Annotated in this window: 25 protein-coding genes and 1 riboswitch; of the genes, 20 read left to right on the plus strand and 5 right to left on the minus strand. The window is 38.2% G+C overall.

Features of this window, described 5'->3' with window-relative positions; all coding sequences use genetic code 11:
• Positions 1 to 13 precede the first annotated feature (13 nt).
• From HMPREF9707_RS07155 to HMPREF9707_RS07170, 4 genes are all read left to right on the plus strand, one after another.
• Positions 14 to 970 carry a linear amide C-N hydrolase gene (locus HMPREF9707_RS07155; RefSeq protein ID WP_006702030.1) on the plus strand — a complete coding sequence of 319 codons (957 nt, stop codon included), beginning with the start codon at positions 14 to 16 and terminating at the stop codon, positions 968 to 970.
• 14 nt (positions 971 to 984) lie between these two features.
• Positions 985 to 2118, plus strand: a complete 1134-nt coding sequence (gene hemW, locus HMPREF9707_RS07160) for a radical SAM family heme chaperone HemW (protein WP_006702031.1) — start codon at positions 985 to 987, stop codon at positions 2116 to 2118.
• An 89-nt stretch (positions 2119 to 2207) separates the two neighbouring features.
• Complete coding sequence (locus HMPREF9707_RS07165) at positions 2208 to 2783, plus strand: xanthine phosphoribosyltransferase (RefSeq protein WP_006702032.1); 576 nt, start codon at positions 2208 to 2210, stop codon at positions 2781 to 2783.
• Positions 2784 to 2787: 4 nt separating this feature from the next.
• Positions 2788 to 2863: riboswitch (Fluoride riboswitch) on the plus strand.
• A gap of 58 nt (positions 2864 to 2921) precedes the next feature.
• Positions 2922 to 4100, plus strand: a complete 1179-nt coding sequence (locus HMPREF9707_RS07170; protein ID WP_006702033.1) for a cation:proton antiporter — start codon at positions 2922 to 2924, stop codon at positions 4098 to 4100.
• A gap of 47 nt (positions 4101 to 4147) precedes the next feature.
• Here HMPREF9707_RS07170 and mnmH read toward each other — a convergent pair whose 3' ends face one another.
• From mnmH to HMPREF9707_RS07185, 3 genes are all read right to left on the minus strand, one after another.
• A complete protein-coding gene (mnmH, locus tag HMPREF9707_RS07175) occupies positions 4148 to 5173 on the minus strand; it encodes a tRNA 2-selenouridine(34) synthase MnmH (protein WP_006702034.1) in 1026 nt (341 codons plus the stop codon).
• Between the two features lie 149 nt (positions 5174 to 5322).
• Complete coding sequence (locus HMPREF9707_RS08590) at positions 5323 to 5943, minus strand: DUF3021 family protein (RefSeq protein WP_006702035.1); 621 nt, start codon at positions 5941 to 5943, stop codon at positions 5323 to 5325.
• A gap of 42 nt (positions 5944 to 5985) precedes the next feature.
• Positions 5986 to 7107: an ATP-NAD kinase family protein gene (locus tag HMPREF9707_RS07185; RefSeq protein ID WP_006702036.1), complete on the minus strand. Its 1122-nt coding sequence runs from the start codon at positions 7105 to 7107 to the stop codon at positions 5986 to 5988.
• A gap of 149 nt (positions 7108 to 7256) precedes the next feature.
• On the opposite strand from HMPREF9707_RS07185, the gene HMPREF9707_RS07190 reads away from it, so the two are divergent.
• Positions 7257 to 7658: a hypothetical protein gene (locus HMPREF9707_RS07190; RefSeq protein WP_232217673.1), complete on the plus strand. Its 402-nt coding sequence runs from the start codon at positions 7257 to 7259 to the stop codon at positions 7656 to 7658.
• An 83-nt stretch (positions 7659 to 7741) separates the two neighbouring features.
• On the opposite strand, the gene HMPREF9707_RS07195 is transcribed toward HMPREF9707_RS07190, so the two are convergent.
• A complete protein-coding gene (locus HMPREF9707_RS07195) occupies positions 7742 to 8410 on the minus strand; it encodes a YggS family pyridoxal phosphate-dependent enzyme (RefSeq protein ID WP_006702038.1) in 669 nt (222 codons plus the stop codon).
• 288 nt (positions 8411 to 8698) lie between these two features.
• On the opposite strand from HMPREF9707_RS07195, the gene gcvT reads away from it, so the two are divergent.
• The 6 genes from gcvT (at position 8699) to HMPREF9707_RS07225 (ending at position 15311) form a co-directional block, all read left to right on the plus strand.
• Complete coding sequence (gene gcvT, locus HMPREF9707_RS07200; protein ID WP_006702039.1) at positions 8699 to 9835, plus strand: glycine cleavage system aminomethyltransferase GcvT; 1137 nt, start codon at positions 8699 to 8701, stop codon at positions 9833 to 9835.
• Between the two features lie 41 nt (positions 9836 to 9876).
• Positions 9877 to 10254 (plus strand): glycine cleavage system protein GcvH, encoded by a 378-nt coding sequence (gene gcvH, locus HMPREF9707_RS07205; protein WP_006702040.1) that lies wholly within the window; start codon positions 9877 to 9879, stop codon positions 10252 to 10254.
• Positions 10255 to 10339: 85 nt separating this feature from the next.
• A complete protein-coding gene (gene gcvPA / locus HMPREF9707_RS07210) occupies positions 10340 to 11689 on the plus strand; it encodes an aminomethyl-transferring glycine dehydrogenase subunit GcvPA (protein ID WP_006702041.1) in 1350 nt (449 codons plus the stop codon).
• Positions 11689 to 13182 carry an aminomethyl-transferring glycine dehydrogenase subunit GcvPB gene (gene gcvPB / locus HMPREF9707_RS07215; protein ID WP_006702042.1) on the plus strand — a complete coding sequence of 498 codons (1494 nt, stop codon included), beginning with the start codon at positions 11689 to 11691 and terminating at the stop codon, positions 13180 to 13182. Before gcvPA ends, gcvPB begins: the two co-directional genes overlap by 1 nt.
• 176 nt (positions 13183 to 13358) lie before the next feature.
• Positions 13359 to 14738, plus strand: coding sequence for a L,D-transpeptidase family protein (locus HMPREF9707_RS07220; protein ID WP_006702043.1), 1380 nt, complete (start codon positions 13359 to 13361; stop codon positions 14736 to 14738).
• Positions 14739 to 14867: 129 nt separating this feature from the next.
• Positions 14868 to 15311, plus strand: coding sequence for a Fur family transcriptional regulator (locus HMPREF9707_RS07225; RefSeq protein ID WP_006702044.1), 444 nt, complete (start codon positions 14868 to 14870; stop codon positions 15309 to 15311).
• Between the two features lie 81 nt (positions 15312 to 15392).
• On the opposite strand, the gene trpS is transcribed toward HMPREF9707_RS07225, so the two are convergent.
• A complete protein-coding gene (trpS, locus tag HMPREF9707_RS07230; RefSeq protein WP_006702045.1) occupies positions 15393 to 16379 on the minus strand; it encodes a tryptophan--tRNA ligase in 987 nt (328 codons plus the stop codon).
• Positions 16380 to 16557: 178 nt separating this feature from the next.
• Here trpS and HMPREF9707_RS07235 point away from each other — a divergent pair, with 178 nt between their 5' ends.
• The 9 genes from HMPREF9707_RS07235 to pepF all read left to right on the plus strand — a co-directional run bounded on the left by HMPREF9707_RS07235 (position 16558) and on the right by pepF (position 24936).
• Positions 16558 to 17145 carry a methyltransferase gene (locus tag HMPREF9707_RS07235; protein ID WP_006702046.1) on the plus strand — a complete coding sequence of 196 codons (588 nt, stop codon included), beginning with the start codon at positions 16558 to 16560 and terminating at the stop codon, positions 17143 to 17145.
• Positions 17146 to 17163: 18 nt separating this feature from the next.
• Positions 17164 to 17322, plus strand: a complete 159-nt coding sequence (locus HMPREF9707_RS09020; protein ID WP_156790273.1) for a hypothetical protein — start codon at positions 17164 to 17166, stop codon at positions 17320 to 17322.
• A gap of 169 nt (positions 17323 to 17491) precedes the next feature.
• Positions 17492 to 18883: an ISLre2 family transposase gene (locus HMPREF9707_RS07240; protein WP_006702047.1), complete on the plus strand. Its 1392-nt coding sequence runs from the start codon at positions 17492 to 17494 to the stop codon at positions 18881 to 18883.
• A gap of 321 nt (positions 18884 to 19204) precedes the next feature.
• A complete protein-coding gene (gene spxA / locus HMPREF9707_RS07245) occupies positions 19205 to 19609 on the plus strand; it encodes a transcriptional regulator SpxA (RefSeq protein ID WP_006702048.1) in 405 nt (134 codons plus the stop codon).
• Between the two features lie 71 nt (positions 19610 to 19680).
• Positions 19681 to 20223: a helix-turn-helix domain-containing protein gene (locus HMPREF9707_RS07250; RefSeq protein ID WP_006702049.1), complete on the plus strand. Its 543-nt coding sequence runs from the start codon at positions 19681 to 19683 to the stop codon at positions 20221 to 20223.
• Entirely contained in the window at positions 20175 to 21083 is a 909-nt protein-coding gene (locus HMPREF9707_RS07255) for an IS3 family transposase (RefSeq protein WP_232217681.1), read from the plus strand. Before HMPREF9707_RS07250 ends, HMPREF9707_RS07255 begins: the two co-directional genes overlap by 49 nt.
• 142 nt (positions 21084 to 21225) lie before the next feature.
• Positions 21226 to 21897, plus strand: coding sequence for an adaptor protein MecA (locus HMPREF9707_RS07260; RefSeq protein ID WP_006702051.1), 672 nt, complete (start codon positions 21226 to 21228; stop codon positions 21895 to 21897).
• Positions 21898 to 22023: 126 nt separating this feature from the next.
• A complete protein-coding gene (locus HMPREF9707_RS07265; protein ID WP_006702052.1) occupies positions 22024 to 23052 on the plus strand; it encodes a competence protein CoiA in 1029 nt (342 codons plus the stop codon).
• A gap of 78 nt (positions 23053 to 23130) precedes the next feature.
• Positions 23131 to 24936: an oligoendopeptidase F gene (gene pepF, locus HMPREF9707_RS07270; RefSeq protein WP_006702053.1), complete on the plus strand. Its 1806-nt coding sequence runs from the start codon at positions 23131 to 23133 to the stop codon at positions 24934 to 24936.
• Positions 24937 to 24973 lie beyond the last annotated feature (37 nt).

Genomic DNA, 24973 nt, shown 5'->3' on the forward strand with positions numbered 1-24973 from the left:
GGAAGGTGATTTAATGTGTACTGGATTGCAAATTAATTATCCGGGGGGATCTGTCTTAGGGCGTACGATGGATATCGAAATGTCCTTGGACTACCAGCTAAATTTTATTCCACGAAATTATCAATTTGCGAAAGATTTATTTAATCAACCGCTAGTCAGTCGTTATCGCATGATGGGGTTAGGATTCAATGACTATATTCCGTTGAAAGATGGTATCAATGAACATGGACTGGTCGGGATTACGAATGAATTTCCAGAATTTAATCTCTACGATAAGACAGTAAATCCAACAATCGACAGCAATGAGGTAACTTATTTACGTTCGCTCGACTTATTAAATTATTTATTAGGAATGTGTCGCGATGTTAGCGAAGTGATTGAACAAATTGCGACGATTCGAATTGCTCAAACAGATGCTAAAGGGCAGAGCATCATCTCTCCGCCATTCCACTATATGTTTACAGATCCATCTGGCTGTAATATTGTTTTAGAGCCAAAGAACGGTCAATTTGAAGTGAAGGAGAACCCTTATCAAGTGATGACCAATTCACCAAAATTAGAACGACAATATCATCGATTAGAACGCTATATGGATCCGGAAAAACCTGAAGAAGTGAACGCTGTTAAAGGTTTACCTGGTGGTTATGATCCGGTCTCCCGTTTTGTGCGGGCTTATTATTTCTCCCAATTGAGTCTTAAGCCTACAAATCAATCCGAAGCATGCGCCTATTTGTATCGGATTTTAAATGTATTATCACTACCGGTCGGCTTCTTGAAAAATCGCCAGCGAGAAGATTATACTGCCACACTTTATATTAGTGGCTATGATCCGAATACGAAGGAACTTTTCGTGCAAGACTATCAAAACCCTAAAGTATATCGGGTGAGTTTTGAGGACATTGTAGATTTAGATATTTACCAAACTATCCCCATACCAGAAAATTTTAAAACGGACTTATTAATTGATTAGAAGAAGGATAACTTATGAAAAATACCCTCGGACTCTATGTCCATATCCCTTTTTGTGAGAAAAAGTGTCATTACTGTGATTTTTTAACCTTTGCGAATTATGATGATCGGATTGATGACTATGTAGATTATTTAACAAAGGAAATGGCACTTTATCGCGATGAACAATATCAGCTCGATACGATTTATTTTGGGGGAGGTACGCCCTCTTATTTATCGTTGCCGTTGATGCGTCAAATTATTCAAGGCATCTATCAAAATTTTGAAGTATTACCCGATTGTGAGATTGCCATTGAAATGAATCCGGAATCAGTTACTGAAGAAAAAATCGCAGGTTATTTAGATTTAGGATTCAATCGTTTTTCGATGGGGGTTCAATCCTTTGACGATAATGTGTTGAAAGTGATGGGGCGATTACATCACGCTAAAGATGTTCAAGAAAAAGTAGCGATCTTAAGAGACCATCAAATTGATAATTTTAGTTTGGATATGATGTTTAATAATCCAAATCAATCTTTTGAGGTCTTGAAAGAAGATGTGTCAGCACTTCTGGAATTAAATCCGCCTCATATTTCATACTATTCACTTATGATTAAAGATAAAACGCCTTTTGCTCGTTGGCATCATACTGGGAAGATTCAACTATCTGACGATGATGAGGAACGGGATATGTATCATTATATTCAGCAAACATTGAAACAATCGGGCTATGAACAATATGAAATATCCAACTTCGCAAAAGCACCTCACTATCAAAGTCGACACAATAAAAAGTATTGGCAATTGAAAGATTATTTAGGAATCGGCTTGGGCGCAGCTTCAAATATTGGTTTACGAAGATTTTCAAATTCACGTCGGTTTGATCAATACTTTCAAATGATTGACCAAGGCCAACGTCCAATTGTTTACATGGAAGCGATGGATATGGAAGCGCGAGAGAAAGAATATATTATGTTGAATTTGCGATTGCGACAAGGCTTTGATATTCGTGAGATTAATCGTATCTATCAAATTGATTTCTGCCAAAAGTATCAGGATGCATTAATGAAACATCAGCGATATGGGGTGATTGAAATCGAAGATGATTGGATTCGATTTACCGATTACGGTTATGATATTGGGAATCAATTCTATTTGGACATTTTATAATAAAATTTTCGACGAATTATAAAATACCTATTGTAAAATGTCGCTAAGTATGAAATAGTTAAATTGAAAATAACTTGAGGAGTGGGAGCATGGAATTATTAGAACAAAAAATTCTTAAAGACGGTAAGATTTTTCAAGGTAATATTTTAAAGGTTGATAATTTCTTAAATCATCAAGTGGATGTCGAATTGATTGATGCGATGGGGAAAGATTTTGCAGAGCACTTTGCAGATGCAGGGATTACACGTGTAATTACGCTAGAAGTATCTGGGATTTCCATGGCATATACTGCCGCAAAATACTTAGGGGTACCAATGGTCTTTGCGAAAAAAATTGAATCTTTAACACTATCTGACGATGTTTACTCTAGTAAAGTAGTCTCTTATACTAAAAATAAAGAGTACAATATTCGAGTGGACCGTCGTTTCTTGCTTCCAACGGATCGCGTCCTCATTGTAGATGACTTTTTAGCCAAAGGAGAAGCCTTAGGTGGCTTGATTGATTTATGTGAGCAAGCGGGAGCTACGATTGCCGGTGTGGGAATTGCGATTGAGAAGGTCTTCCAAGGTGGCGGACCGAAATATCGTGAAAAAGGTTACCATATCTATAGCCAAGCGATGATTGATCACTTTACTGAAGATTCGGTTGTTTTCGTAGAACGTTAATCGATTGAAGATAGGAAATGAGGTTCTTCCTTAGCCGTATGGCTTAAACTGCTTTGAATGCTGATGACTTCTACCTGTTCAAGGGAGGAGTCTCAGTTTTTTTATCTTTTGAAGAATCTTAAAAGAAAGAGGGATGGTATGCTAATTAATTTTGGAATTATTTGTGCAGTGGGTGGCGTTTGTGCATATATCGCACGAAAGATTGGGCTGCCTAGTATAGTCGGAATGATTATTGCAGGTGTCTTAATTAGTCCTTATCAATGGGGCTGGGTGAGTGAAGATGTGTTTAATTATTCAGCGGATATCCGTCAAATTGCTTTAGTAATTATTTTGACACGCGCGGGTCTATCTTTAAATATTGATCATTTGAAACGGGTTGGACGACCCGCAATCTTATTAAGTTTCCTACCTGCAGCGATTGAGATGATTGGGATTACCCTAGCAGCGGTGCTCCTCTTAAATTGGTCGGCCATCGACGGCGCGTTGATGGCAAGTGTGCTGGCAGCTGTTTCTCCAGCGATTGTCGTACCTAGAATGATTCATTTAATCCAAACGAAACGTGGAACGAATCGACATATTCCAGAAATGATTTTGGCAGGCGCTTCACTGGATGATATTTTTGTGATTATTTTCTTTACGAGTATTTTAGCGTTGGCAACGACCGGTGTCTTTGAAGGAGGCGCATTTTTAGCCATTCCGTTGACGATTGGTCTTGGCATTGGCGTTGGGCTCTTGTGTGGTTATCTCTATTTAATGATGATTCATCACTTTGAAATGCGAGATAGTTATCAAATCGTAATGCTTCTTGCCTTATCGGGATTGCTGTTAGGGTTAGAGCAATGGGTTGCACCTTGGGTTTCATTTTCAGCGTTATTAGCGATAATGACTTTAGGGATGGTTGTTAAAGCCAAAGCCGAGCTATTAGCCCATCAATTAGAAGAGCACTATTACCGACTTTGGGGTGCATTTGAACTATTATTATTTGTTCTAGTAGGGATTAATGTTGATGCTCAATATCTATGGTTGGCAGGACCTCAAGCGCTACTCATTGTTGCGATTGGTTTGTTATTTAGAATGCTAGGTGTCTTATTTTCGATTGCTGGGACATCGCTTAATCGTCGTGAGAAATTATTTACAGCCGTAGCGTATTTGCCGAAGGCGACAGTGCAAGCAGCGATTGGTTCAATTCCTTTCAGTATGGGACTTGAGAGTGGTCAAATGATTTTGATTGTCTCAGTCATTGCGATTTTATTTACTGCTCCGCTCGGTGCATTTTTAACGGATTATACCGCACCCCGTTGGTTGAAATCTGAATAAGTCAAGAGCGCGTCAACCGATTTTATTTTGGCTGACGCGCTGTTTGTTTATTTGCAATATTTATTTATCAATTGTTGAGCAACCAATGAAGTATTATCGTGTTGAATTTCTAAGTCATATGGAACATGACGCATTTGATAACGTCGATCATAGTAATGGACCATCAAGGCTTCAATGACTTGTCGGTAATGGTCTTGAGCGAGTTGTTGTTCCATAACTTGAATCGCCTCATCGCTAACATATCGATGGAGTGCTTCTAATGCAGCCTGAACTTCTTGATTGAAGTGGGAATCGTGATGTTCGATATAGTCTTGGTAGATGCGATCGACTCGGTCTTCAATCGTTGAGTGCACTCGAACTTGATAGGGGGAGTGGGTATAGGCTTCTCTTAAACAATTTGGGACAAAGACTGTGCCAATCTTGCTACTTTCAGATTCAACGAATACAATCCCCGGCGAAAACGTTTCGAGTTGCTCATAAAGGGCGGATTCGAACATTTTTTGCGAAGGTTGTTTTCCCAAACCAATACTTCCAAAGTTAGACCCACGGTGATTGGCGAGTCCTTCTAGGTCCAATACTTGTGCGCCTTGGTTTTGTAATTCTTTTAAGATGGCCGTTTTTCCTACACCGGTGAAGCCATTCAATGTAACAAATTGAAACATTGGGACCTTGTTTTCAATTCCTTGAATAATGGTTTGTCGGTAACCTTGATAACCTCCCTCAAGCCGATTGACCTTTTCGCCAAGGCCATTCAGCCAACCCGTAACAGATTGACTACGGTAACCGCCTGATTTGCAATACACCACAACTTGTCGCTTGGGGAGATGGCGAGTAATTTCAGTAAATAATTCAGGCAAGCGTGTTGCAATGTACTGGACACCTAATTTTTTAGCGGCCTCAACCGATGTTTGTTTATAGAGTGTCCCAATCTGTTGATGTTCTTCATTCGTGAAGAGCGGGAGATTGATGGCACCAGGGATATGACCTTGTTCATATTCTTTAGGTGTTCTAAGGTCAATTAATTGAACTTGTGGGTTTGTTTTGATTGCTTGCCATTGTACAGTTGAATTCATAACTTGCCTACCTTCAGTCTATAGTGTATTTTATTTAGCGATTCTATGGATCTCGTCAAAGAAGACCATCATAATAAATACAGCCCGCTGTTAATAGAACAACGGGCTGTTAATCGCTTAATATATAAGTGAATTCTAAGCGTTGTGTCTTACAAATGTTCCGGATAAATATAGTAACTTGGTTGACGAATTACATCAGCTTTTACTTCTGGTTGAGGTACTTTGTCTTCAAGTTCACTTGTTGCGACTGAACTTTGAGGTTTTGACGTCTCGCTAACAGATGGAGCTGTTTCTTCCTCTGCTTCTAAAGTTGTTTGCTGTGTAAGTTGTGCATATTGTTCTTCAAGTGCTTGATCAGTATTATGGAGAGCATCTAATGATGCGTCGCTAGACGTTACCTCGGATTTAGCATTGTTTTTATGCTTCTTGAAGAAATACCGATAAGCAAGGTAGAGAACTAGTGCAACCGCTACTCCGATTAAGACAATGGTTAAGACTTGATTCCAATTAATATAGACCCATGAATTGAGAACTGCAACAGTGATAATGGCTGCTAGACTTCCAATAATATGAAGGGTCATTTGGGTGCCTCGGCTGAGTGAACGGATATCATAGATTAATACGAGTAACCCGAGGACAATTCCTAGAATCACGATGGAAGTGAAAGCGAAAATCTTACCCGTATTTAATGCATTAATAAACATTGTGACTAATAAGGTGATAAGCAAGGAATTACGAATTAAATTAAATACTTTTTGGGTTAAGTTCATAAAGATACCCCTTTCTAAAGGTAAGTGAAACATTATAAAGCGTTACTTCAAAGAAGCTGCTTTTTTCATAGCAATTTGGCCGTAACCAGTAATCACTTTGTAGTAGCCACTATAGGCTTGATCAATTTCGTCATCTAAAGTATACACTAAAAATGGATTGGATCCGATAGTTAATAGCTTATTCGGTGTTGCAATAATGATAACATCTTGTCGAGTCAGTCGACGTAAAACATTGGCGCTGAGTTGTTGGTTACCACGACCAAAGATATAGCCTTGACCACCCATTGGGGTAATAATGAGTTTGACCTTTGATTCGCCATCAATTGCTTCGATAATTTCTTTTTCAGCAGCATCTTTTACGAGTAATTGGCGATCTTTAATAATGTCGACCCCTAAAATCGTATGTTCGAGACCCAACTCTTGCATAATTTGAGCTGTTGTCGTTCCAGAACCTACAATATAAATGGTGTCATCTTCCATTTCATCAATAATATAGAGTGCTGCGGATTCCATAGCAGATGCGTCAGATTGAGGCGAAGGTGATTTTAATGGCTGCAGATAAGTAGGGTCTTGTGGCACTTTAAGGTAGCCATAAACTTCGATGACAATTTCATCTCGGCGAAATGCTTCTTCTTCAATATCCATTACTTCATCATCTTTGAGGGGCATGGTTGGATTTTTAACAAATTCGAGAGCTAATTTCCCAGCACTTTCAGGGGTCATGCCGTACACTGGAGAATGGATCTTAACACCTGCAGGAATACCAATCGCAGGTACTTTTGTTCCAATTGTACGTGATACATCTCGAGCGGTTCCGTCTCCTCCGACAAATAAAATTAAGTCGACTTGTTCTTCACTGAGAGCTTGGGCTAAGTTAAACGTATCATGTTGATCTGTATCGCCTGCTTCGGGATGATAAATAACTTGATAGTTGAAACCTAACTTTTCAGCGGAATCGGATCCCATCGCACCTTGTGCAACATAAAGAGTTAATTGATCTTTGACAGGAAGCAATTGTTCTAAAGCACGTTGAGCTTTGATTTCTGCTTCGGGGATAGATCCTAAGCGTCGTGCCTCTTCTAAGATATCGCGACCATCTGTCCCTTTAAGTCCCACACGTCCTCCCATCCCAGCGATTGGATTAATAATTAAACCTAACTTCATTTGATCCCTCCTTTATTTAGTAGATTCATTATAGCACATAACCTGTAAAACAAGGGGGAAATACTTTTGAATTCATCGTGTATGCGCTTGCCTTTTTTTAAGATACATCGTATAGTGAGAAAAGAGTTTTTTTATTTGGAGGAGAGATGGTGTTATTGCATAAAAAATTTGAGAAATTTTTAGGGAAAACAGCTTTTATGCTTGAATACATTATTGCCATATTCGTAATAATTGGTATTTTTATTGGTTTCACGCAATTTACTGATTTTATTCCGGGATTATATCACGCTTCATTGGATCAATCGTATCAAGTGTTTCAGAATTTTCTAGCTTACGCATTACTTCTGATTGTAGGTGTTGAGTTAATTTTAATGATTATGAATCACTCAGCTTATTCTATGTTAGAGTTAATACTATTTGTTATTGCCCGTAAAATGTTAATTTATGCTCATACGATGATGGATTTAGTACTTGGGACGGTTGCAATCTTAATTGTTTTTATCATTATGAGATTTTTAGCGAGTGAGGGGAACTATAACTTGCTTGATTAATGGATTCTTTCTCAATGACAATTTATTAGAAATCAAAAGACATCCAAACCGTCTATTTTGTAGACGGCGTCGGATGTCTTTATTTATTCTTTAAAAAGTGCACTGCCAATTCGAATAAAGTCAGCTCCTTCTTCGACAGCGATCGGATAATCACGACTCATTCCCATACTCAAATGTTGACAAGGAGCATAGGGTAAATCCATCGCGGCAACTTGGTCTCGTAGTTTACGTAAATGTGCAAAATAACGGTGTAATGCTTCTTCTGTTGCTTCATAAGGAGCCATCGTCATCAGACCGATAACGTGCACTTTTGGATATTGGGCTAATGAAATAATAAACTCTTCCAACTCATCGGGACTGAGTCCAGATTTAGAGTCCTCACCACTGACATTGACTTGAACAAAGCATTTTATGGGTTGATTCGCTCGCTTATTAATTTCTTTCGCAAGCGAAGGACGATCGAGGGAATGTACGTAGTCAAGCAGATTAATGATGTCACGAACTTGTCTTGTCTGAAGGTTGCCCACAAAATGCCAATGGATGTTTTCTTTTATATCTTCTAGAGCATTGTATTTCTCTAAAAACACTTGGGGACGGTTTTCTGCAAAGTGATGGTAGCCAAGTTGATATAATTCTCGCATTGTATCGATATCGGTAAATTTCGTGACAGCGACAATTTTTGGTGTTGGGTAGTTAGCAGGGAGTTTCGATTCGACTTGTTCTATATTGCATTTCAATATTTCGATAGACAATGAAGATGTTCCTCCTATTACTTAAATTTTGATGAGTATCTTTCTTACATTATATCAAATCACAAACCCGTTATGTCGCGAGTTTTCATAAAAATAATTAAAAATTATTGAAAAAACCTTAATTAATCCTTTTGTAACAGCTTTTATAAGAAAACGCTTTTAGGTTGAGAATTTATGAAAAATTCGCTATAATTTATTTATGAGGTTTGTGAAGTGTATGTGAAGTTATCACATTGAGATGGCTTCAAACCCTTAACAAACACGAATATCTTTAGAAGGAGTGATTGAATGGAGCCATTACGTAATGAAGATGGATTATTCCAGACCCCAATGTATGACTACTATGTGGAGGCTGGCTATGATGTTTCTGACTTTGGTGGTTGGGCTTTACCCATCCAATTCAGTCGTATTCAAGAAGAACATGACGCTGTCAGAAATGATGTAGGAATCTTCGATGCTTCTCATATGGGAGAAGTGTTCATTACAGGTAATAAAGAGCATGTCTTAGATTGGCTAAATGGTCTAATTACGAACGAGGCTCATGATTGTGCGATTAATCAAGCTCAATATACTGCAGTTGTTAAAGAAGACGGTGGTACATTGGATGACTTGATTTACTATCGCAATGGTGAGAACGAAATTATCGTAACACCGAACGCTAGCAATCGTATTAAGATTGTTGACTGGTTTAAAGCACACAATCAAGATGATCAAGTTACCATTGATGATCGTTCATTAGATTATGGATTGATTGCGGTTCAAGGACCTAAGTCTGAAGAATTACTTCAAAGTATGACGGATTGTGACTTATCACAAATTAAGTCATATCATTTCTTAATGGATCAAACGGTCGATGGGGTAGAGCATGTCATTGTATCACGTACAGGATATACGGGAGAAAATGGATTTGAGCTTTACATTCCTTGGAATGATGCAGAGAAGTTATGGAGACGATTCCTTGAATTAGGTGAGAAATATAATCTGAAAGAGTGTGGCCTAGGAGCGCGTGATACACTTCGTCTTGAAGGTGGTATGGCACTTTACGGCAATGATCTTTCTGAAGATATTAACCCTATTGAAGGTGGAATTGGTTTTGCTGTTAAGACAGATAAAGAAGCTGATTTCATTGGAAAAGAAGCACTCAAAGAAGTCAAAAAAGATCCGAACCGTTATATCTCACGCGGATTTGAGTTAACAGGTAAAGGAATTGCTCGTCATGGAGCTGAAATCTTTGAAAGTGAAGAAAGTGAAGAGCCTATTGGCTTTGTCACTTCTGGAACGAAATCTCCTACCTTTGGTAAAGCAATTGGTTATGCTTTAATTAGAAAACCACAAGCTGAATTTGGTAAAGAAATCTTCGTTCAAATCCGTAACAAGCGTATTCCAGCGGTTATTACGAAAAAAGACTGGTTACGCCATCGCTAATTTTGGTAACAAATAATAAAAAAATATTGGAGGAATTTATAATGGATAAAACAACATTATTTTACACAGAAGATCACGAATGGATTCAATTAGTAGATGAGCACACAGCACGCATTGGTATTTCTGATCATGCTGTTGAGCAATTAGGTGACATCGTATACGTTGAACTACCAGATGTTGACGATGAATTAGATGCAGAAGATGAAGCAGGAAATATCGAGTCTGTTAAATCAACTTCTGAAATCTTCACACCAGTTGCTGGTACTGTAACTGCAGTAAACGAAGACTTAGAAGATGAGCCAGAAAAAGTTAACGAAGACCCATACGCATTAGGATGGATTTTCGAAATTAAATCTGACGATGCAATCGATACATCTGCATTCTTAACTTACGAACAATATCAAGAACATATTGGTTAATTAATATAGTAACAACTCTTTTTAAGGCTCATAATTTATTTTATGAGCCTTAAAATATAAATGTATTGATCAAGGAAGGTGTAAAATGTCAAAATTCAGATATTTACCTCATACTGATGAAGACCGCCAAGCTATGTTAGACGTCATTGGTGCGAAATCTGTAGAGGACTTATTTAGTGATGTCCCTGAAGCAGTCCGAACTAAAGGTGTAATGGACTTACCACCTGCATTAAGTGAGATGGAACTCTTAAAAGAAGCAAATCGTCTGGCAAGTAAGAATACTTCTGCCACACAAATGCCATTCTTCTTAGGAGCAGGTACGTATGACCATCATATTCCAAGTGTTGTTAATGCTATTATTAGCCGTCAAGAATTCCTGACAGCTTACGTTCCGTATCAACCGGAAGTCAGCCAAGGTGAATTACAAGCGCTTTTTGAGTGGCAATCAATGGTTGCTGAGTTAACTCAAATGGATGTAGCGAACTGTGGACTTTATGATGGGTATAACGCATTAGCTGAAGCAACAAACTTAGCGTATGGCGCCGTTAAAAAATCAACGAAAGTTTTAGTTTCAAAAGGGGTTAACCCGCAAGGTCATGGCACGATTTCAAGTTATGCTTTCGGTAAAGGTTATGCTGTCGAAGATATTAACTTGAAGAATGATGTTACAGATATCGAAGACCTAAAAGCTAAACTTGATTCTGAAGTTGCGGCAGTGGTTATTCAATATCCTAACTTCTTCGGTTCAATTGAAGATATTAAAGCTATTAAAGAAGCTATGGAAGGTACAAAAGCCTTACTAATTGTTTCATCAAACCCATTAGCACTCGCTAAATTAGAAGCACCAGGTAACTTAGGTGCAGATATTGTTGTTGGAGACGTTCAACCATTTGGTATTGGTATGGCATTTGGTGGACCACACTGTGGTTACTTCGCTACAACTGAAAAGTTAATGCGTAAACTTCCAAGTCGTATTGTTGGTCAGACAACTGATGCGGAAGGCAAACGTGGTTTTGTTATGACATTATCAACACGTGAGCAACATATCCGTCGTGAAAGAGCAACAAGTAACTATTCTTCTAACCAAGCGTTATTTGCACTTGCATCTGCAGTCGCAATGACCGCTTACGGTAAAGAAGGTGTTAAAGAATTAGCGCAACACAATATTAACAATGCGCACTACTTACAAGCTCAGTTAAAAGAAAACGGATTTGAAGCATTAAATACACGTCCATTCTTCAACGAATTTGTGATCAAATTAAATAAACCTGTTCACGAAGTCAATTTAGCACTTCATGAAAAAGGCTACGTAGGTGGCTTTGATGCCTCAGCAGCATACGGTGAAGAGAATGCTTACTTATTATGTGCGACTGAAAAACGTACCAAAGAAGAAATTGACGGGTTTGTAAAAGCTTTAGTGGAGGTGGCTAAATAATGATTTTGAATGATTATGATCAATTAATTTTTGAAATTTCATCTCCAGGACATGTTGCTTATGACTTACCAACTCAAGATGTCCCAGAATATGATTTATCAAAAGATTTAGAGTCAGATTACCAACGAAAAGAAGATGCAGAATTACCTGAAGTTTCAGAACTTCAATTATTACGTCATTATACTGCATTATCAAATAAAAACTTTGGGGTAGAGTCAGGTCCATATCCACTTGGGTCATGTACAATGAAATATAATCCTAAAGTTAATGAGGTAGCTGCTTTCATGGATGGCTTCAATAATATCCATCCTAACCAAGAGCCAGAAACGGTTCAAGGTGCATTAGAATTACTCTATAACTTACAAGAGTACTTAACTGTGACTTCAGGAATGGACGCAATTTCACTTCAACCTGCGGCAGGAGCTCAAGGTGAATTAACTGCTATTCTAGTATTTAAAAAATATTTTGAGTCGATCGGTGAAGGTGAACAACGTAAATACATTATTATTCCTGACTCTGCTCATGGAACGAACCCAGCAACAGCAGTGGTAGCGGGCTATGATACGATTGAGATTCCGTCAACACCAGGCGGATTAGTAGACGTTGAAGCTTTACGCGAAGTCGTTAACGAAGAAACAGCTGGAATTATGTTAACCAACCCAAGTACTGTAGGACTCTACGAAAAAGATATCCAAGAAATCGTAAAAATTATGCACGATGCGGGAGCGTTAGCATTCTATGATGGTGCGAACTCAAACGCGATCTTGGGTATTTCTAGTCCAGGTCAAATGGGATTTGACGCAGTTCACTATAACTTACATAAGACCTTCTCTGGGCCGCACGGTGGGGGTGGACCTGGATCTGGTCCAATCGGTGTCGTTGAGAAATTGATTCCGTTCTTACCAGTGCCACGCATTGAAAAAGAAGGCGATCAATATGTTCTTAATTCAGATTATCCTGAATCGATCGGTCGCGTGAAAGGTGCCTTTGGTAACTTTGGCGTTAACGTACGTGTTTATACTTATATTCGCGCATATGGTGGCGAAGGACTACGTAAAGTATCCGAAAATGCGGTCTTAAACGCAAACTACTTGCTTGCACGTCTAAAAGGTGAATATGATGCACCGTATGGTGACTCATATTGCAAGCATGAGTTCGTTCTTGACTGCACACGTCAAAAACATGATTACGGTGTCAATGCAAAAGATATTGGTAAGCGTCTATTAGACTACGGTATCCACGCACCAACAACTTATTTCCCATTGATTGTTCCGGAGTGCTTAATGATTGAGCCAACTGAAACTGAATCAAAACGAGACTTAGACTATGTGGCAGATATCTTCTTGAAGATTGCAGAAGAAGCTAAAACAGAACCAACATTAGTTCAAGAGGCACCACATAACACACCGGTTAAACGTTTAGACGAAGCAACTGCTGCACGTAAGCCAATCTTAACTTACCGTGCCGCAAAAGCAGCCGATGTAGCAGAGTAATTTTTTCTTTAATTATCCTCTTATGCTATTTCACTGAATAAGTGATTTGCATAAGGGGATTTTTTTGATAGACTAAGAGAATCGGTTTGTCAAACTAATTTATGGTAATTTGGCCCTTTCTCTGCTATAGTTGATGGGAAGAAATTATTGATAGATTTATAAAGAGGTGAGAGTAGTTGAATAACATAAAACCAGCGTATAAATATGCTATGATGGTTGGTTTATTTATTTTAATGATTTATATTGGTGGTATTATTTATTTTAATAATTTTTTCTTACCAAATACTTATGCGGGGCCCGTTAATATTAGTCAGATGACCTTAGCCAAAGCGAAGGATAAAGTCATGACGGAGCTGCCTCAGTCAAAAATGTATTTTGAAGAAGGCGATCAAGGGATAGGCTCGTTGTCGCTCGATGATTTAGATATTCAAATTAAGGATTTGGCTTTATTAGATCAAGCCCTGAAGAATCAACCAACACTTGGTTGGCCTGTCTACTTAATTAATAAACAATCCATAGATTTAACGGAGTCTTTATCCGTATCGGATGAAATTATTGATCGTTTGCTAATTAGTCTTGGGGTCGATAATGAAAAGCGTGAACACACACGCGATATGTCCTATACCAAAGAAGAAGATGGTTCATTACGATTTAACCCAGAATTATATGGTGACTATGTCGATCCTGCGCGTTTTGAGGGTTATTTACTTGAACAAATCGGTCACGGCAAATTACAAACAAATTTGAAAGATCTTTACGATGTTCCAAAAAAAACCATGGAATCTGAAGGGTTTGAAGCGTACGCCGAAGAAGTGAATGGAATTGTCAATACTAAAATTACCCTGAAAATCGAAGATCATGAAATTACGATACCTCGTGAAGAAATTGAATCATGGTTAACGATTGATTCGGAGGGTAATGCCTATATTGATTCAGAGCTAATTGCTGATTATATTTATCGCTTAAATATGGAGTATGCCACCTTATATAATCCGTTTGCATTTAATAGTACCTATCAAGGTGAGGTTACGGTGCAGCCTGGTATTTTTGGTTGGTATATTGATAGTGAAAAAGAACAAGAATTGATTATTGAGACGTTACATAAGCATGAAGATCAAGTCCGAGAAGCGACCATTGAAGGGTCTGGTTACGGCGAAGTGAATTCAATTGGTAATTCTTATGTAGAAGTTGATTTGACCTACCAAATGATGTTCATTTATCATGAGGGACAATTGATGCTTGAGACACCGATTGTTTCCGGAAAGACGGGTGCTGAGACAGTTCCAGGAGCTTATCAAATCTGGAATATGCAAAGAGATGCTGTTTTATTTGGTAATAACAATCTAACAGGTCTTGATTATGAAACACCTGTTGATTATTGGATTGCCTTTGATTATAATGCGCAAGGAATTCATGATGCACCATGGCAAAGTGCGTTCGGTGGGAATATTTGGACGTATGCAGGCTCTCTTGGATGTATTAATACACCGCCAGCCGTGATGCCGACAGTCTTTGAGCTGTGCTATATTGGAATGCCGGTTATGATCTTTCATTAATTGATTTTCAGTAATCTCCCGACCTAAATGTAGGGAGTTTTTTTTAAAATGAGAATTGATTAATATGATCAAAATTGTTTTATTATCGCGGTTTTTAGTAGTATAATATAGTCGAAAGGAGTGGGATGTATGTATTCTTCGACAACAGAATTAGAAGCTATTTTAGAGAAATTACGTAATCAAGGCATGCGAATTACCGCACCGCGTCGCGCGATTATCGATTACTTAATCGAATCGAAGACTCATCCCACGATTGAAGAAATTTACAATGATTTAAAGGATGATCATCCAGGCATGAGTCTTGCAACAGTCTACAACAATGTGAATTTTTTAGTCGATCAAGGGCTTGTTTATGAGATGAAGTTTGGTCAAAACCATAGTCGCTATGACTATCTTGGTGACCGTCATTTTCATGTTATGTGTGAAGAGTGTGGTAAGATTATGGACTTTGAGTCGAGTGACTTATCGAATATTAACGCATCTTGTGAAGAACAGACTGGATTCTTATTGAAACAAACAAAGTTAGAAATGTATGGCATTTGTCCAGAATGTCAACGTAAGATGAAGCGTTAAACACAAAAAATACCCTCAAATGATAACAAAATGAATTATCATATGAGGGTATTATTATGTCTATAATGCAATGCGATTAAATTAACGATAGTTGAAACCAATCGCGTCTTCAATACGTGTTAAGGTTGCGTTCGCAATCTCGTTAGCTTGGATAGCGCCATGGGCTAAGATTTCATCCAGTTCATCACTTTGAAGCAATTGGTGATAACGATCTTGGATTGGTTCAAGTACTGAGACAATCGCCTCCGCCACATCCCCTTTAAAATCTCCATAACCTTTTCCTTGGTAATCCGCTACAATTTGCTCCGGAGTTAAGCCGCTAAAGCGAGCGTAGATATTAATTAAATTGGTAATCGCGGGTTGATTTTCAGGGTCATAATTGACGGCACCAATGGTATCTGTGACAGCACTTTTGACCTTTTTAATAATTTTCTTTGGCTCATCGAGTAAGAGAATATAACTTCTAGCGTTATCATCCGACTTACTCATCTTACGGGTTGGATCTTGCAAGCTCATAATGCGTGCGCCTGCCTTAGGAATCATTGGTTCCGGTTTAACGAGTAATTCACCGAAGCGATTGTTAAATCGATCGACAAAGTTCCGAGCTAATTCTAAGTGTTGTTTTTGGTCATCACCCACTGGAACATGAGCGGCATCGTAAAGAATAATATCTCCAACCATTAACGCAGGGTAGTTGAGTAGGCCCGCATTGACATTATCTTGCTTTGTTGCCTTATCTTTATATTGGGTCATTCGCTCTAACTCACCAAGGGGTGTTAAACATTGAATAATCCAAGCGACTTGTGCATGTGCTGGCACATCAGATTGAACAAACATAATTGATTGTTCAGGATTAATCCCAATCGCTAGATATAATGCTGCCAATTCTCGGGTACGTTGGCGTAATAATTTTGGATCTTGTGGAACTGTAATCGCATGTTGATTTGCGACACAGTAGATTGTATCGTAATCGGATTGAAGTTCAACAAATCCTTTCATCGCGCCGACATAATTCCCTATGGTTGGTGTTCCTGTCGGTTGGACACCTGAAAATACTCTTGGTTTCATTAAACAACCTCTTTCAATTGTAATAAAGATAACAAGTTCTTCCTTTATATTCTACCATACCCGGCTGGCGCTGTGTAATTTCTATCGCTTAAATTATATTTTAATCGCAATGAAAACAGAAATTTGGATAGTTTATTATGGATTTGTTAAAATAGTGAGTGAGAGGAAGTGACAAGATATGACTAAAATTAACCCTAAAGATATAAAAAAATCCGTTGCGGATTTTTATCAACAAGTTGCGACCGATACGAATTTAGTACAAGTTGATATTAATGAATTAAATCAAGCCCTTGGTTACCGAGAGGAAGATTTGGCGCTTGTTCCGGAAGAAGCAAATACCGGGTTAGGATGCGGTAATCCAATTGATGTGGCTGCAATGCAACCTGGAGAGACCGTATTAGACTTAGGCGCTGGTAAGGGCATGGATGCCTTTATCTCAGCCAAACGTGTAGGAGAAACGGGACGAGTTATTGGGGTTGATATGACCCGCGAGATGGTTGATAAAGCTCGAGAGATTGCGATAAAACGTAAATTTAATCAAGTCGAATTTCGCTTAGGCGAGATTGAACACTTGCCGGTTGCCGATCAAACAATTGATGTTGCGATTAGTAATTGTGTTATTAATTTATCTGTTGATAAATTGCAAGTTTACCGTGAAATATTCCGAGTGCTTAAACCAGGCGGTCGGATTGCGATTTCTGATATCTCTTTAAGTCAAGAGTTGCCTGACAGTGTTATCAATAATCCGAAAATGTACGGTACTTGAGTGGCTGGTGCTTTAACTTTGGATAAGTTAGCCGATATTGTTCGCAAAGCTGGATTTAATCAAGTTCAAATTCACTATCAGCCAGTAAGTGACCCTTATGCAAAAAAATGGGGGATTGAGGAAGTCAATTTAAAAGAATTTTTATACAATTCAATGATTACAGCGGTTAAGTCATAGGGTCAATGAAATAGGTTACCTTCGCTATTTTATGAATAGTCCAGCTCCAGGTTTTAAGGATAGTTATTCCACTTAGTGTAAAATAACTGTTGGTAAGCTAAAAGCAAAAAAGATAACCCTCTGCTATACTGTTAGTAACCAAAACACACAGAAAGTTAGAGGGTTATCCATGAATATTGTAACACAAGTTATGCAAGAAATTAGTAAAATGATGACAGATTTATATCATCAAGCGATTCAAGGTGAAGTAGACTTTTCAACGTGTATCAAAACCATTCGCGATAAGATGCGTCAACTCTCGGTCGATTTAGGAGAAGATCTCTGTGCAACGATTGAGGAGACACTCTTTGAAAGCCCTGGAAGAAAAGCAAGATATCGCGTTCATCGTAGCCATGATGAAAAAACAATCTCCACACTGATCGGTGATATCAAACTTTCAAGGCGTTATTACAAAGATAAGCAAACGGGTGAGTTCTGCTACTTATTGGATGATTACTTATCACTCACACCTCACCAGCGCGTGGATCTAGATTTAGAGGCAGCCATTTACGAGGAGGCCAGTAAGCATTCTTATCAAGCGACCCTGGATAGTTTCGAACATATCGGGATTCATAGTCGTCAGACCGTCAAGAATATTGTGCATAAGTATTGCCCGGATTCTGTTACGTTGCCGGTGGGAGAAAAACGTCAGGTAGACTGCCTATACATTGAAGCTGATGAAGACCATGTAGCCTATCAAGATGGGAAGAATCGGGAAATGCGCTTGGCGTATGTTCATGAAGGATACAAAGAAAATTTAGGATCAAGTGATCGAAAAGCATTAAATGTTCGTCGAATATTCACAGGCTTATACGAAGATAGCGAAGAATTGTGGGAAGACGTCTATTACTATCTCGACCAACAATACGATTTAGCGGCCTGTCCGGCTCTTTATTTAAGTGGTGACGGGGCTCACTGGATTAAGAAAGGGTTGGACTCTCTCCCGACTCAGACGCGCTTTGTTCTTGACCCTTATCATACGGTGAAATATCTTCGTCAGGCATGTGTTGGTATCAGTACTGAACATTTATACGCCACGTTACATCGCTGGCTTCATACAGGTGAAAAAGACTATCTACAGGACTACTTCAAAGTGCGACTCAGCGATCCGTCGCTACCCGAGTCCTCGAAACAAACGCTTCAAAAGGTTCGTCGCTATCTAATAGGCAATTGGGATGCGATCCAAAGACAAAGGGACCCTCAATATATCGGTTGTAGTGCCGAGGGTCACGTCAGCCATTGGTTAAGTGCTCGTTTAAGTTCGCGACCGCTAGGATGGAGTACAACAGGCGCAGAAAGCATCGCTAAAGCGCGTGCTTATGACCTAAATGGTGGCGATTTAAAAGCTTGGGTAAGAAATCAAACGAAAACAGCAGAAAGAGAACGAAGAGTCAATAAATTAGATGGCCGTGTGGGGCGAAAATACGCCCGCCAGTATGAATGGAGTGGTAAAGTAGCGATCTTACACTATTCTAATAACACACGAAGTCGACAGATTTTTGAGACCATCGCTGGTTATTGAAATCCAAAAGAGTGACCCCCGTCTTCATAACGAAAGCGAGCGGCGACGAACTGAATGCCGATGGAGGCACGGTGCCAAAGGCGCCGGTTAAAATATGGAATCCATGAAACTGGGTTCAGGGAAATGAAAAAGTATGGTAGAGGAAAACCAACAATAATTTGACACTATCGTTATTCCAATTAAGATTGATATGGATTAGGTTTCATGGTATAATTAGAAGACACAAGATAGGTAACTTTATTTTGTGTATTGTTGAAAGTCTCAATGTTTATATAAATCATTGAGTGTCAGTGCTGGATCTACATAGAGAGGAGAACAGCCATGGTTACATTATTCGTGACACCAAGTTGTACATCATGTCGCAAGGCGAAGGCATGGTTAGAGATGCATAATATTGAGTATCAAGAAAGAAATATTTTTACTGAGCCTTTATCGGAAGTAGAAATTAAATCGATTCTTAAAATGACTGAAAATGGGACAGAGGATATCGTTTCATTACGTTCTAAAGCTTATGCAGAACTAGAAATTGATATCTCGGAATTACCTATGAAAGATTTTTATCAGTTAGTTCAAGAGCAACCTGGATTATTAAGAAGACCGATTATTTTAGACGATAAACGTCTGCAAATTGGCTACAATGAGGATGAAATTCGTCGATTCTTACCAAGAGAAGTTCGCGCCATGGAATTGCAACGCGCTTGGGAAGATTTGTTAGTTAATGAATAATTTTAAGCTTTCCCTATCTGAGGTGACCCCCGAAAGTTAGAGTTAAAAACTAACTTTATGGGGGTCATTTTATGTCTAAAAAATATAGTTACGAATTTAAAATGCGTGTTGTTGAAGATTATTTTGAAGGAAAACTAGGTTATAGAGCATTAGCGAATAAATATCAAATTTCTGATAAAAGTCTGGCAAAACAATGGGTTAATAACTATAAGAATTATGGGAAGAATAGCCTGAAACCTCGCAAAGGAAAAACAAAGTATCCTTTAGATTTTAAACTTAATGTATTACACTATAAGCAAGAAACTGGGGCTTCCTACAGAGAAACCGCCAAAAAATTTGGTTTAAACAATCCATCTCTTATCGCCAACTGGCGGCGGGCTTATCTTGAAGGAGGGGCTAATCAGTTAAATAATCCAATCGGGAGGCCTTCCAACATGCATAAGAAGCCAAAACTAAGTAAAAAATCACAAAAAATGAATCTTAGCGAAAAAGAGGAACTTGAACATTTACGTCAGGAAGTAAACTATTTAAAAATAGAAAACTTATACCTAAAAAAGCTAAAGGAATTGGGTCTGAGAGACCATCGAGATCCCAACAAACCCAATTCGCTATAGAAATTTTTGAAAAGGGATTTCAGCTAAAGGACATCTTAACTGTTCTGGAGTTACCAGAAAGTAGCTATCATTATCACAAAAATCGTTTAGAGCAGCCGAATCCGGATGAAGTGTTAGAAAAAGAAATTCTAACTATTTTTAACGATTCACAGGAAACTTACGGTTATCGACGAATAACTGTTGAATTAAAGAAGCGATTGGATGAAAAAAAAAATCATAAGAAAGTTCAACGATTAATGAAAAAATTAGGCTTAAAATGCACGAAGTTCTGGAGAAAATCACGTAGGTATAATTCTTATAAAGGAAAGATTGGTAAGACCGCACCAAATCGTTTAAAACGTCGTTTTAATGCGAAATATCCGCTTCAAAAAATTGTTACTGATGTGACAGAATTTAATACAATCGATGGGAAGAAACTTTATTTAAGCCCGATGATGGATTTGTTTAATTCAGAGATCATTACTTGGAATATCAGCGCTCACCCGACCTTAGATTTTGTGATAAAACCTTTAAAGGAAACGATACGTATAATTGAAAGAGACGCTGTATATCGAACCACCATTCATAGCGATCAAGGTTGGCAGTATCAACACAGACAGTGGGTTAACACTTTGAAGGAAAACAAAATTTTTCAAAGTATGTCTCGAAAGGGAAATTGTCTGGATAACTCACCGATGGAAAACTTTTTTGGAATTTTAAAACAAGAAATGTATTATGGTGAACCTTTAATGACTTATGAACAATTAAAACAAAAGATAAATAAATATATTAACTATTATAATAACCAGCGAATAAAAGAAAAATTGAACGGTATGTCTCCAGTTGAATACCGAAAACATACCGCTCAATTAGCCGCTTAAATAAAACTCCAACTTTTGGGGTTCACATCAATCTGAGCAATGGATAGGGTTTTATTATTTTTAAATATTAAAGCAATTGAATTTATTTGATAATTCAAACGAAATCGGTATAATGTAGTTGATAAAGAGGAGGTGGCGAAATATGGAAATGGAACATATTAATGAAAATTTAATTAAAGTGATGATTGATGCTGCAGATTTGCAAGAACGTGGCATTGATTTTCTAGATTTAATTGGTGACCAAGCATCGATTGAACAATTTTTCTACTCAATTTTAGAAGAGGTCGATATTGATCAAGAATTCCAAGGTTCAGACGCCGTGACCTTCCAAGTGATGCCGAATCAAGATGGACTTGAACTCTATATTAGTCGCTCCAACTTTGATGACATGGGAGATTTCTTACCCGAAGAGTTCAAACAACAACGTGCGCTGATGCATCAAAAGCGACATACCTCTAAAGATGACGCACAAGAGAAGCTTATTGAAGCGGCTAAAGAAGAAATAGAGGCAGAGTTGACAAATGAGCATCAATTAGATCAGAGCCTATTCTTATTTAAAGAACTCGATGATTTTATCGATTTAGCTCGAATTTTGCCTGACCCACTAATTAAAGCAGACTTATATGCTGCGGATCCTTATTATGTCCTCTATTTAGAAGATGCTGGATATAGCGATTCTGAGACATTGAATCACTTATACTTTACCTTGGTCGAATATAGTGAAGTAGCACGCATTCGTCCTGAAGTATTAAAAGAATATGGGCAATTAATTCGTTCTGAAGATGCGCTGGCTTATTTTGGCATGAATTTCTAATCAACCCGAAAATATACAATGAAAGTAACTGACTGAATCCACCTTCGGATGACGTCAGTTATTTTTTTATTTTAAAAGTCAAAAATTTCCCCTTTTTAGTGTATTTAATATTAAGGAGGAATTATGATGAAATATGCTGTAACTCGAAACCGAGAAATTATTTATGCCCATCAACTCAACCAGTCCCCTGAGCGGCATGGGAACTTATATTGTCCTATCTGTCATCAACGGGTGATTGTTAAATGTAGCAAGCGGCAAAAATATTTTTTCAGTCATTTAAAATCCTGTCAATCTTCAGAAAATCAGCCGGAGCGGCGAGTTGTTCAAGAAAGTGCCATGCATCATGCAGGTAAAGAAATTTTAAAGCGAGCCCTTGATTTAAAGAATTATAGTGTTAAATTAGAGTATTATTTTGCAGAAATTAACCAACGCGCGGATGTGTTTGTGATGGAACGGCAAACAGGTTGGTCGAGTGTTTTGGAATTTCAATATTCTAAAATTCCACCAGAGGAAATAAAACGCCGAACTGAACTATATCAAACATTGGTGGACCAGGTTGTATGGTTCTCTTGTTATGAAACATTAAAGCTAGATTCACAGCTCAATCATACATGGCATCATACGATGACAATGTATGATGCGAACTGGGGTTACTATATCCCTTATTTGGATTTGACGGATCAAACAATCGGTTTTATTCATTCTATTCCATTAATTTATCAAAGAAATCATTACCAACTCCCTAAGACTATCGTTAATTTAGCTACTGGGAATGGAAAAACTAAGGGACATCTTACTTCACAAGGAAGGCGTTCGAACAAAGGATATGCCACTGTTTTGATTAGAATAAAGCGTGATCCAACGTATCGCCGCTCGTTAGTTCAGCTCTATCAGCGTGGGATGAGCTTGGATCATTTACCACGTTGGGTTCTGACAGATTTATGGCAATGTTACTTTTGCTTGAATCCTTTTTGGGAATTAGTGGCTTGGATTCAAGTTTACCAATCAGAAGATTTATCGTTTGATGAGTTGGTGGACTGTTTACTTAATCATTCTGTTATTTCATGGGGAACAAGTGCCTTTATCGAACGCGAAAGGATTGTTAAGGAAACACTGCATGAGGTACTCGATTTGTTGTCTAAAAATCATCATTAAACTAATTTTCATATCGCGTGTCATCTGAAGTGAGTTTGTGTTAGACTAATGATAACGATTTTACAAGGAGATGATACTGTGAGTGAATCACAATTGAAAACACGTGAACAAAATGATCCGCGTTACCAATGGGATTTAACCCCAATGTTTAAGACGGATGAAGCCTTTGAGGAAAGTTATCAAGCTGCATTAAACGGCTTGGAAAAAGCTAAGGACTATGAAGGAAAGTTAGGGTCTTCAGCTGAAACGTTAGCAGAAGCTATCGATCTGCGTTTAGATCTCGGTCGTCAAGTGAGCAATTTAGGTGTTTATGCCCATTTGAAGTATGACCAAGATTCAACCAATAGTACTTATCAGCAGATGGATGCGAAGACTTCACAACTCTACTCAAAATATGCTCAAGCTTTTGCTTATTTTGATCCGGAATTAATGAGTATTGAAGCGAACCAACTCGAAGCGATGATTGATGAAAATTCTCGCTTACAAGCATTGCGCCAATACATCGATAATTTAACACGTTTCCGTGAGCATGTTTTACCACCAGAGCAAGAATTACTCCTAGCAAATGCGAGTGAGATCTTCAATAGTGCGTCCAAAACATTTGGCTTACTGAACAACTCTGACTTTGAATTTCCAACGATTAAAGATAGCGAAGGAAATGATATTAAATTAACCCATGCAACCTATGGGAAGTTACTTGAAAGTACTGACCGTGAAGTGCGTAAAAATACTTTTGAACAATTTTATTCTGTCTTTGTCCAATATGCGAATACTTTAGCTCATGTCCTTGGAACCGAAATCAAGACACATAACTTTGATGCGAAAATCCGCGGATTTTCATCGGCTCGAAGTGCTGCCTTATTCAATAACCACATTCCTGAAGCGGTTTATGATACTTTATTAGAAACTGTTGGTGAACGATTAAATTTATTACATCGATACGTGGAGCTGCGTAAACAGCTATTAGGCATTGAAGATCTTGAGATGTATGATATGTATACACCATTACTTGGCGAGCCAGCGATTGAATTCACTTATGAAGAAGCCAAAGAGATTACCTTAAAAGCATTGTCTCCGATGGGTGAGGACTATTTATCAATTATTCAAGAAGCCTTTGATAATTCATGGATTGATGTCTATGAGAATAAAGGAAAGCGCAGTGGGGCGTATTCATCAGGTTCTTACGACAGCTACCCATATATTTTATTAAACTGGCAAGATGGCTTGAACTCGCTCTATACGTTAGTGCATGAGTTAGGTCACTCAGTTCATAGTTACTATACCCGTAAAAATCAACCGCTTGAATATGGAGGTTACCCAATCTTCCTAGCGGAGATTGCTTCGACGATGAATGAGAATTTATTAACACAATACTTGCTTGATACGTACGATGATGTGGAAATTAAAAAATACATTATTAACCACTTCCTCGATGGTGTTAAAGGTACTATGTATCGCCAAACGCAATTTGCGGAGTTTGAACATTTTATTCACGAGCAAGATGCAGCGGGACAACCATTAACGAGTGAATTTATGCAAGAGCATTACCAACGTATTAATGAGAAATATTATGGTCCTGCTGTAAATTCAAATTCTGAAATTCGTTATGAATGGACACGGATTCCTCATTTCTACTACAACTATTATGTCTTCCAATACTCAACAGGTTTTGCGGCTGCAACTTACTTTGCGAAGAAAGTTCTTGAAGGTGATCAAGAGACACTTGAGAAGTACTTAAACTTCTTAAAATCAGGACGTAGCCACTATGCGATCGATACGATGAAGATGGCTGGTTTAGATATGACTCAAAAAGAGTATATCGATGAAGCTCTCGATGTCTTCGAGCAACGCTTAGGTGAACTTGAAGCTTTATTAGAAAAGTAATATATATCATTAAGAAACTCCGCTGCTCTCGGGCAAC

The organism is Falseniella ignava CCUG 37419, from assembly GCF_000301055.1.
Lineage (GTDB): Bacteria > Bacillota > Bacilli > Lactobacillales > Aerococcaceae > Falseniella > Falseniella ignava.

Coding starts and splice junctions, on each gene's coding strand:
- HMPREF9707_RS07155 (WP_006702030.1), top strand. CDS start 14: ATGTGTACTGGATTGCAAATTAATTATCCGGGGGGATCTGTCTTAGGG.
- hemW (WP_006702031.1), top strand. CDS start 985: ATGAAAAATACCCTCGGACTCTATGTCCATATCCCTTTTTGTGAGAAA.
- HMPREF9707_RS07165 (WP_006702032.1), top strand. CDS start 2,208: ATGGAATTATTAGAACAAAAAATTCTTAAAGACGGTAAGATTTTTCAA.
- HMPREF9707_RS07170 (WP_006702033.1), top strand. CDS start 2,922: ATGCTAATTAATTTTGGAATTATTTGTGCAGTGGGTGGCGTTTGTGCA.
- mnmH (WP_006702034.1), bottom strand. CDS start 5,173: ATGAATTCAACTGTACAATGGCAAGCAATCAAAACAAACCCACAAGTT.
- HMPREF9707_RS08590 (WP_006702035.1), bottom strand. CDS start 5,943: ATGAACTTAACCCAAAAAGTATTTAATTTAATTCGTAATTCCTTGCTT.
- HMPREF9707_RS07185 (WP_006702036.1), bottom strand. CDS start 7,107: ATGAAGTTAGGTTTAATTATTAATCCAATCGCTGGGATGGGAGGACGT.
- gcvT (WP_006702039.1), top strand. CDS start 8,699: ATGGAGCCATTACGTAATGAAGATGGATTATTCCAGACCCCAATGTAT.
- gcvH (WP_006702040.1), top strand. CDS start 9,877: ATGGATAAAACAACATTATTTTACACAGAAGATCACGAATGGATTCAA.
- gcvPA (WP_006702041.1), top strand. CDS start 10,340: ATGTCAAAATTCAGATATTTACCTCATACTGATGAAGACCGCCAAGCT.
- gcvPB (WP_006702042.1), top strand. CDS start 11,689: ATGATTTTGAATGATTATGATCAATTAATTTTTGAAATTTCATCTCCA.
- HMPREF9707_RS07225 (WP_006702044.1), top strand. CDS start 14,868: ATGTATTCTTCGACAACAGAATTAGAAGCTATTTTAGAGAAATTACGT.
- trpS (WP_006702045.1), bottom strand. CDS start 16,379: ATGAAACCAAGAGTATTTTCAGGTGTCCAACCGACAGGAACACCAACC.
- HMPREF9707_RS07235 (WP_006702046.1), top strand. CDS start 16,558: ATGACTAAAATTAACCCTAAAGATATAAAAAAATCCGTTGCGGATTTT.
- HMPREF9707_RS07240 (WP_006702047.1), top strand. CDS start 17,492: ATGAATATTGTAACACAAGTTATGCAAGAAATTAGTAAAATGATGACA.
- spxA (WP_006702048.1), top strand. CDS start 19,205: ATGGTTACATTATTCGTGACACCAAGTTGTACATCATGTCGCAAGGCG.
- HMPREF9707_RS07250 (WP_006702049.1), top strand. CDS start 19,681: ATGTCTAAAAAATATAGTTACGAATTTAAAATGCGTGTTGTTGAAGAT.
- HMPREF9707_RS07260 (WP_006702051.1), top strand. CDS start 21,226: ATGGAAATGGAACATATTAATGAAAATTTAATTAAAGTGATGATTGAT.
- HMPREF9707_RS07265 (WP_006702052.1), top strand. CDS start 22,024: ATGAAATATGCTGTAACTCGAAACCGAGAAATTATTTATGCCCATCAA.